Annotated in this window: 1 protein-coding gene; it reads left to right on the top strand. The window is 63.1% G+C overall.

Going from position 1 to position 583, the window contains the following annotated elements; genetic code table 11:
- Window positions 1–29: 29 nt before the first annotated feature.
- Window positions 30–583: DUF1109 domain-containing protein (locus AWB65_RS35290; protein ID WP_087671292.1), on the top strand; the 554-nt coding region annotated here is incomplete at its 3' end.

The raw sequence follows: 583 nt of genomic DNA, 5'->3' as shown, positions 1-583 counted from the left end.
GCGCTCGCTGCAAAGATTCGAGGAACACGATGAAAACCGATGACCTGATTTCGATGCTCGCTACGGGCGTGACGCCGGTAGATCGGCGCATGCTCGCCAAACGGTTCTGCATCGCGGTGCTCGCCGGAGCAGCGGGCGCAACCCTACTGGTTGCGACGATCCTCGGGGTGCGCCACGATCTCGCGCAGGTCGCGCACACGCCCATATTCTGGGCGAAGATCGCGCTGCCGCTTGCGCTGATGTTGGCCTCCCTGCGCATGACGGTGCGGCTCGCGAGACCCGGCATCACGGTGCGTGGTAGTTGGTTGGCGATTGGGGTACCGGTGGCGATTGTCTGGCTTGGCGCGCTCTATGTGCTCGCCAGCGCGCAACCCGATGAGCGGCTCGCGATCGTGCTAGGCAAGACTTGGCGCGTTTGTCCGTTCAATATCACGATCCTATCGATCCCAGGTTTCGTTGGCGTTTTCTGGGCGTTGAAGGGGCTCTCGCCGACGAGGCTGACCTTGACAGGCGCAGCAGGCGGCTTGCTGGCTGGATCGACCGCGACCCTTGCCTATTGCCTTCACTGCCCAGAGATGGGCGT

This window comes from Caballeronia humi (assembly GCF_001544475.1).
GTDB classification, from domain to species: domain Bacteria; phylum Pseudomonadota; class Gammaproteobacteria; order Burkholderiales; family Burkholderiaceae; genus Caballeronia; species Caballeronia humi.
The sequence above is the reverse complement of the archived record's forward strand: the minus strand, read 5'-3'. Positions and strand labels throughout refer to the sequence as shown.